This is a genomic window from Stenomitos frigidus ULC18 (genome assembly GCF_003003795.1).
In the GTDB taxonomy this organism is placed as follows: domain Bacteria; phylum Cyanobacteriota; class Cyanobacteriia; order Leptolyngbyales; family Leptolyngbyaceae; genus Stenomitos; species Stenomitos frigidus_A.
Genome location: NZ_PVWK01000075.1, coordinates 21,011 through 28,409 on the forward strand (window position 1 = coordinate 21,011; position 7,399 = coordinate 28,409).

7 protein-coding genes and 1 pseudogene are annotated in these 7,399 nt (G+C 54.4%); 5 read left to right on the forward strand and 3 right to left on the reverse strand.

Annotation, left to right across the window (positions count from 1 at the left end; all coding sequences use genetic code 11):
* Positions 1–58: 58 nt before the first annotated feature.
* On the forward strand, positions 59–1,744 hold the full coding sequence (locus tag C7B82_RS12825; RefSeq protein ID WP_106256681.1) for an efflux RND transporter periplasmic adaptor subunit: 1,686 nt from the start codon (positions 59–61) through the stop codon (positions 1,742–1,744).
* On the opposite strand, the pseudogene C7B82_RS12830 reads toward C7B82_RS12825, so the two are convergent.
* Positions 1,736–1,954, reverse strand: a pseudogene (locus C7B82_RS12830) (type II toxin-antitoxin system death-on-curing family toxin); the annotation flags it as partial. The gene C7B82_RS12825 and the pseudogene C7B82_RS12830 sit on opposite strands and share 9 nt — an antisense overlap.
* Before the next feature lie 27 nt (positions 1,955–1,981).
* A complete protein-coding gene (locus C7B82_RS12835; protein WP_106256683.1) occupies positions 1,982–2,170 on the reverse strand; it encodes a DUF2281 domain-containing protein in 189 nt (62 codons plus the stop codon).
* Between the two features lie 136 nt (positions 2,171–2,306).
* Here C7B82_RS12835 and C7B82_RS12840 point away from each other — a divergent pair, with 136 nt between their 5' ends.
* From C7B82_RS12840 to C7B82_RS12855, 4 genes are all read left to right on the forward strand, one after another.
* Positions 2,307–2,552 (forward strand): UPF0175 family protein, encoded by a 246-nt coding sequence (locus C7B82_RS12840; RefSeq protein WP_106256684.1) that lies wholly within the window; start codon positions 2,307–2,309, stop codon positions 2,550–2,552.
* The gene (locus C7B82_RS12845; protein ID WP_106256685.1) at positions 2,549–3,031 is read left to right on the forward strand and encodes a PIN domain-containing protein; all 483 of its coding nucleotides are present in this window, start codon (positions 2,549–2,551) and stop codon (positions 3,029–3,031) included. Before C7B82_RS12840 ends, C7B82_RS12845 begins: the two co-directional genes overlap by 4 nt.
* Before the next feature lie 91 nt (positions 3,032–3,122).
* Positions 3,123–6,272, forward strand: a complete 3,150-nt coding sequence (locus C7B82_RS12850) for an efflux RND transporter permease subunit (protein ID WP_106256686.1) — start codon at positions 3,123–3,125, stop codon at positions 6,270–6,272.
* A gap of 24 nt (positions 6,273–6,296) precedes the next feature.
* Entirely contained in the window at positions 6,297–6,821 is a 525-nt protein-coding gene (locus C7B82_RS12855; protein ID WP_245939864.1) for a copper resistance protein CopC, read from the forward strand.
* 376 nt (positions 6,822–7,197) lie between these two features.
* Here the strand turns inward: C7B82_RS12855 and C7B82_RS32270 are convergent.
* A partial coding sequence (locus C7B82_RS32270) for a hypothetical protein (RefSeq protein WP_181357472.1) occupies positions 7,198–7,399 on the reverse strand: 202 nt, incomplete at its 5' end.

A 7,399-nucleotide genomic window follows, 5' to 3' on the forward strand; every position in this document is an offset into this window, starting at 1 on the left:
TTGATTTCATCCACTAGCACCACACTGGAGCTTAGTGCCATTCTCAAGGAAACATCCGATGACTCGCACTCGACAGACGCTTTACGCTCCAACGATCGTTCGTCGCCTTTCTGGCAGCCTTCTTAGCCTTTTACTACTTGCTCTGCCGATCCGAACCGTTGCTCATGGTGGGCATGGCAATGAGTTTCAGGGCAGTCAAGCGACGCAATCTGCGGGGGCAGTTCAGGTTGACGCCGAGACGGCAAAGCGGATGGGCTTGAAAGTAGAGCCTGTGGCTCGTCAACGGTTAGCGTTTGGCATCAAAACGACTGGCAAGATTGAGGCACTGCCCAACCAGCAAGTCGAAGTCACAACTCCGGTGACGGGCACGGTGATCAAGCTGCTGGTGAATCCGGGCGATCGCGTCGAGGCAGGACAGCTAGTGGCAGTGATGACAACACCAGAGTTAGCAGAACTGCGAACCACCGCGCTGGATCGGCGGACTGAGGCGATCGGGTCGGTGCAGTCTGCCGCTGCCGATTTACGTCTGGCACAGCAGAATCTGACCCAACAGCGCACGATCGTGGCGGCGGACATCAAGCAAGCGCGCACCGAAGTGAGTTTCGCGCAAGAACGGTACGACAAAGACCGGGAACTGTTGACCAGTGGAGCGATTCCGCGACGCACCTTTTTGGAGTCGGAGACCAAACTAGCAGAGGCAAAAGCTGCCCTGGCAAAAGCAGAAAGCGCCTTGGAGGTCTCGCAAGCGCAGGCGCAACTGCAACGTGCCCAGTCTGCGGTGTCAGTGGCTCAATCCAAGGTGTCTTTGAGCGGTGAGACCTATCAGGCGCGTCTGCGGCAACTGGGAGCCAGTCCCAATGCCGATGGCACCATCACCTTAACGGCTCCGATCGCGGGCATCGTGGCCGATCGGGAAACGACGCAGGGCGAATCGGGTCAAGATGCAGGCAAAAAGGTGATGTCGATCGTCAACAGCCGCGTGGTGCAAGTGTCTGGGAATCTCTATGAAAAAGACCTCGATCGCGTGCAAAGCGGTCAGGGAGTGCGAGTAAACGCCAATGGCAAGGCATTCAACGGGCGCATTAGCGTGGTGGGTGCTGTGGTGGAAGGGGAAAGCCGTGTGGTGCCAATTAAAGCGGAGTTAAATAATCCCAATGGCTCACTGAAACCAGGGATGTTTGTAGAGTTGGATGTGTTGACCGATCGCACCCCTGCTGCTGTTTTAGCCATTCCCAAAGCGGCACTGGTGGAAACCAACGACAAAAAGACGATCGTGTTTGTGCAAAATGGCAGCGCGTTCCAGCCGTCTGAGGTGACGCTCGGCAAGGAATCGGGCGACTTTGTTGAAGTCAAAGATGGATTGTTTGATGGTGATCGCATTGTCACCCAACGCGCGCCACAACTCTACGCCCAATCCTTACTGAAAAGTGGACAAGCCGCCGCACTTGCTGATCCCGATGATGCTCCGGGCAGCAAACCGAGCGGCAACAAACCAGAGAGAGAACTCGAACTGCCCTGGTGGATCATGCTTCCGGCGGGGGGTGCGATCGCGGCAGGCACCTTCTGGGCGGGAATGCTTTGGGCAAAGCGGGGCGATCGCAACGCGCCGTTTCCTTCACCCAATGGGCATCTAGAAGCCAGTTATGGTTTACTGCCCGAGCATGAGCCAGATCACAAAGCATATGCGCCCACAAAACCATCACCCTCGCAGCCATCCCTGCCAGACGGCGATCGCTCACCTTGACGGCACAACTACTTGTTTGAGGCGATCGCTCAATGCCTCCTTGCTCACAGTCTTTTGAACCACCTCTAAGACCAACTGATATGCGTCATCATTGCCTAAACTCAACCGATAGCCGTTCAGCCGCAAAAAAGCATCTATCACAGCAAAGGCAGTGCGTTTATTGCCATCCAGAAACGGATGATTCATCGCTAGATGATACAGATAGGCGGCGGCTTGCTCCTCGCTTGATCAAGAAATTCAGGAGTCTGCAAGGCGACGGTAGACCTCATCACGATCGTGTTCTGACTCTAAATATGCCTGCCAAATCCGCTCCTGCAAACTCTGTGATGCCTTCAATTTTTGCTCACGCACATAGTCCAGAATCTCTGGCAAAGCAGACTCAGGTACTTCGTCCAACGCTTGAATGATCAGGTCTTTCGTCGTCATACATCTTTGGGGTTCTCTGATGTCATTTTACTTGATTCAACTAGATGAATTGGAGCACAGATGGTATCAGCGATGCTAAATACGCTTGTCAAATGGACGATCAGCTATTCTTGATGTAAGCCAATCGTATTTGCCTATGAGTATGTTGATTTCTGACACAATTCTACAAGCGGCTCACATAACGGAAGCAGAGCTACGGCAGGAGATTGCCATTCTACTGTTTCAGCAGGAGCGGTTGACGCTAGGGCAAGCGAGTCGCTTTGCTGAGATGAGTCAACTTCAATTTCAAAGGCTGCTTGGCAGTCGTCATATCGCGCTCCACTACGACCTTGCTGAATTGCAGGAGGACGTAAAAAGTTTGCAAGAGCATGGCTGGCAATGATTGTTGTGAGCGACACCTCCCCTATCAGCAATCTAGCGGCGATCGGTCAGTTGATCCTCCTTCAGCAACTCTACGGCGAAGTCATAATTCCAACAGCGGTTTATCAGGAGCTTCTCAATTCTGGTTCTGAAGATCCGGCAGTTCTGGCAGTCCAAACGCTGGATTGGATTCAGGTTCGTTCCGTGACCAACGCTGGTTTATTGCAACCGCTACAAGCATCCTTAGATGCAGGTGAGGCTGAAGCGATCGCCTTAGCCCTTGAACTGAACGCTAACCGTTTATTGATGGATGAACGGCGTGGACGGCAACAAGCGACGCAGGCGGGTCTTAAAGTGACGGGATTGCTGGGCATTCTACTGGCTGCAAAGCAACAAGGTTTGGTCGCAACGATACAACCGCTACTCGATGCTTTGATCACGAATGGATTCTGGATACGTGATGAACTTTATGCAGAGACGTTGCGTTTAGCGGGAGAGTAATGCTTGCTCGTTGCCGCTTTCATCCTGATTTCATTTTTGTTTGCAACGATAGTAACGCTACATCACCCCCACGGCGATAGGGAGGAGTCTTATGCTCAACACCATTGTTAAATGGTCGATCGCCCAACGGTGGCTCGTTGTTCTGGCTTCCATCTTGATCGCGCTCTTCGGCTTGCGTACCATCACTCAGATGCCGCTGGATGTGTTTCCAGCCTTTGCACCACCGCAGGTCGAAATTCAAACTGAGGCTCCTGGTTTGGCTCCAGAGGAGATTGAATCGCTGGTCACGCTACCGATCGAAAGCGCGATTAACGGTACGCCTGGAGTCACTGTTGTGCGATCGTCCTCAGCGGTTGGTATTTCTGTCGTCAAGGTCATCTTTACCTGGAATACTGACATCTACCAGGCGCGGCAGTTGGTGACGGAACGGTTGCAGCAGGCACAAGCAAAACTGCCTGAAGGCGTGGAAACACCGCAAATTTCACCCATCAGTTCACCGATCGGCACGGTGTTGATGTACGCCTTCACTGTTGCACCGGGCAAAGGCAACGCTAATTTGATGGAAGTACGCCGTCTGGTGGATTGGCAAGTTACCAATCGCTTACTGGCAGTACCGGGAGTCGCTCAGGTGATTGCCTACGGCGGCGATGTGCGCCAGTACCAGGTGCTAGTCGATCCCAACAAGCTACAAGCCTTTAACGTGTCTCTAGAGGACGTGACCAAAGCGGCGAAGGCCGCTAATGCTAATGCGCCTGGTGGTTTTTTGATCAGCCCTGATCAAGAATTGCTGGTGCGTGGGGTGGGACGCATTGAGTCCATCGAACAACTTAAACAGTCTGTTATCACCTCGCGGAGCGGTACACCAGTTTTATTAACCAATGTGGCAGAGGTAAAGATCGGTGCCGCGCTCAAACGGGGTGATGGCAGTGCAGAAGGTCAGCCAGCAGTGGTGGTGCTGGTCAATAAGCAACCCTTGGCGGATACACCAACCGTGACGCGGGCGATCGAAGCCGCGATGCAAGAACTGAGAACGAGTTTGCCAGCCGATGTGCAGGTCGAGGTGACGTTCCGGCAGGAAAATTTTATTGAAGCATCCATTCAAAACATTGAGGACTCGCTGCGAGACGGGATCATCATCGTTTCGGTGATTTTGCTGCTGTTCCTGATGAACTGGCGTACCGCGATCATTACCCTGAGCGCAATGCCCCTGTCCCTGCTTTTAGGGATGATTATCCTCAACTGGGTGGGAGAAGGCATTAACACGATGACGCTGGGCGGATTGGCAGTGGCGATCGGCTCCGTCGTCGATGATGCCATTGTGGATATGGAAAATGTCTACCGTCGCCTGCGAGAAAATCAGCAGGCTGGCACGCCTGTCCCACCGCTGCGAGTGGTGTTTAATGGTTCCATCGAAGTACGAACCAGCATTCTCTTTTCGACGGTGATCATTGCGGTTGTCTTTGCTCCCATCTTCTCGCTCACGGGTGTGGAGGGGCGCATTTTCACGCCTATGGGCATTGCCTATCTGCTGTCGATCGTGGCCTCCACCTTGGTCGCACTCACGTTGACCCCAGCCCTCTGTGCCCTGCTGCTGGTCAACTCGCGCTTGCCTACGGAGGAAACCTGGGTTGCCCGCTTTTGCCGACGGCTGTACAATCCGGCACTGACGTTGTCGGTGCAGCGCCCCAAGCTGATTATCTTTGCTGCGGCTGTGGCGCTGGTCGCCTCAATGGTGATTCTGCCCACTCTGGGACGCACCTTTCTGCCAGAGTTCCAGGAGCGATCGCTGGTCAATACCCTCACGCTGTATCCCGGTAGTTCACTCGAAGCCACCAACCAGGCTGGATTGACGCTTCAAGCTGCACTCAAGGACGATCCACGCTTTGAAAGCGTGCAGATTCGCTCAGGACGGGCTCCGGGTGATGCCGATGCGGCGGGAGTGAACTTGGCGCATATGGATGTCGAACTGAGCGAACAAGGACTGAACGATCGCGCCGGAACGATCGCCAAATTGCGAGCGGAATTCGCGAAGCTACCGGGCGTTGCACCCAATATTGGTGGCTTTATTTCGCATCGGATGGATGAAGTGCTGTCGGGCGTGCGATCGGGCATTGCAGTGAAAATTTTTGGGCCTGACCTAGCGGAACTCCGCAGTATTGGGCAGGAAGCGGAAGCAGTGCTCCGATCGATACCAGGGTTGGTGGATTTGCAATTGGAGCCGCAAGTCCCCGTCAAGCAAGTGCAAATTAAATTCGATCGAGCGGCAGCGGCTCGCTATGGCTTGACGGTGGGTGCCCTTTCCGAACTGGTGGAAACGGCACTCAATGGTCAGGTGGTCTCACAGGTGCTAGAGCAGCAGCAGGTATTTGACCTGGTGGTATGGCTAGATGCAGCCGCGCGTCGTGATCTAGAGACCATTCGCAATCTCCTGGTTGATACGCCCAACGGGCAAAAAATCCCCTTAGCTCAGGTTGCCAAGCTTGACTACGGCACAGGACCCAACACCATTAATCGCGAGAATGTGTCTCGTCTCATTGTCCTGTCGGCAAACGCATCGGGACGCGATTTGCGATCGCTCGTGGATGAAATTCGAGCCAAGGTGAAGCAACAGGTGCCACTGCCTGCTGGTTATTTCATCCAGTACGGTGGTCAGTTTGAATCCGAAGAACGCGCCACCCAAAACCTGCTGGTCTACGGAGCGCTGGCGTTTGTCGTAATCACCGTGCTCATTTACTTTGCCGTCAAATCGCTACCAGCCACGTTCATGATCATGATCAATTTGCCATTGGCTTTAATTGGTGGACTGCTGTCGATCGTGCTGGCAGGCGGCATCATTTCCGTCGCGTCTCTGGTTGGATTTATCACGCTGTTTGGTGTGGCAACCCGCAATGGTTTACTGCTAGTCGATAACTACAACGCCAAACTCGCGGCTGGATTTTCCTTAAAGCACACGATCGTCGAAGGCTCAGTGGAGCGGCTGGAAGCCATTTTGATGACAGCACTGACTTCAGCTCTGGGCATGGTGCCACTGGTTGTCAGTAGCGGGGCGGGCAAAGAAATCTTGCAACCCCTGGCAGTTGTAGTCTTGGGCGGCTTATTTACCTCAACCGCTCTGACCCTCCTGGTGCTTCCAGCCCTCTATTCCCAGTTCGGGCGGTTCCTGGTGCCCAAGCCAGTGCAGCCCAATCGGCAGCCGGATTTACCTGGCGGAACCCCTGTTCCCAGCCATCCCGTTTACTAGACGTTTCACAGTCGTTAATCCAACATGAGCAAAATTATGACCTTCAAAGCTGTAGCAATCACCGTCGCAAGTCTCAGCGTACTGTTTTTGGGGGCTTGCAGTAGCGGCAGCAATCAAGCCAGTAGCCCCAGCCCTGCGGCGACTACGGCGGCTGAACCCAAACCATCCGAGTCAGCGGCTCCGACCAGTGGAGACAAAATGTCATCCGACAAAATGTCATCTAATGAAATGCACGGTGGACATGGCGGGCAGGTTGTAGAGGTGGGTGATTATCACCTGGAACTGCTGCTGGGCAAAGAATCGGGTGAAACACATATGGATGTGTTTTTGCAAAAAGGTGAAACGCATGAAGCCGTGCCCAATGCGAAAGTAACCGCGCAAGTCCAGGCACCGGATGGCGCTCAGAAGACCCTGGCGTTTGAGTATGATCCGGCGGAGAAACACTACACTGCCAAGTTACCCAGTACCGCGCCAGGAACCTATAAAGTGGCAATTTTATCGGACATTAAGGGCGAGAAAGTCAACGGGCGGTTCAGCTTTAAGCAATAAAGCAATTTGAGTAGGGACTTTCATTCCGGTTGCAGCGTTAAGGCATCTCCTAACCCTTAAAACGATGCGATGAATGCCCCGCTTAGGATGGTGGATTAATTAATCTGAACCACTCCCCGTCTGTAGCGATTGTCTTGGGCGTCAAGGGGAATGGAAAAATCGGTTGAGCGCTCAACACGCGTGACCCAGTGACAGCGGTGGGGGAGCGGTTGAGTCGGACCGTGTCTTGTGCGGCGGCTGGCCGCAGCGGGCGTTGGCCAGGGCGTGTGAGCGCGGGTATGGCATTGAGCCTGACCAGGCGTTGGCGCCTACAGGCAACCAGAGCCACTGGGTTGCGCTTGCCGCTTTGCCAGCAAGGGTTGCTCCAAGTCGCGCCTCACGGGGTTGTGGGGCGTCGCCACGCGGGTTGCCATAGACAAGCCACGCCCCGCGCGTGCGCCCACCCGAAAGCAGGCGCTTGCCCTTGTGCTGACCACTGTCCCGGTGGCAGAAGCTGGTCTTGGCGCTGCCAATCCGCTTGCTGGTGAGCGAGGGCTTGCATCTGCGGCTTCAAGGCGTCCAGACGTGGCGCCAACGCC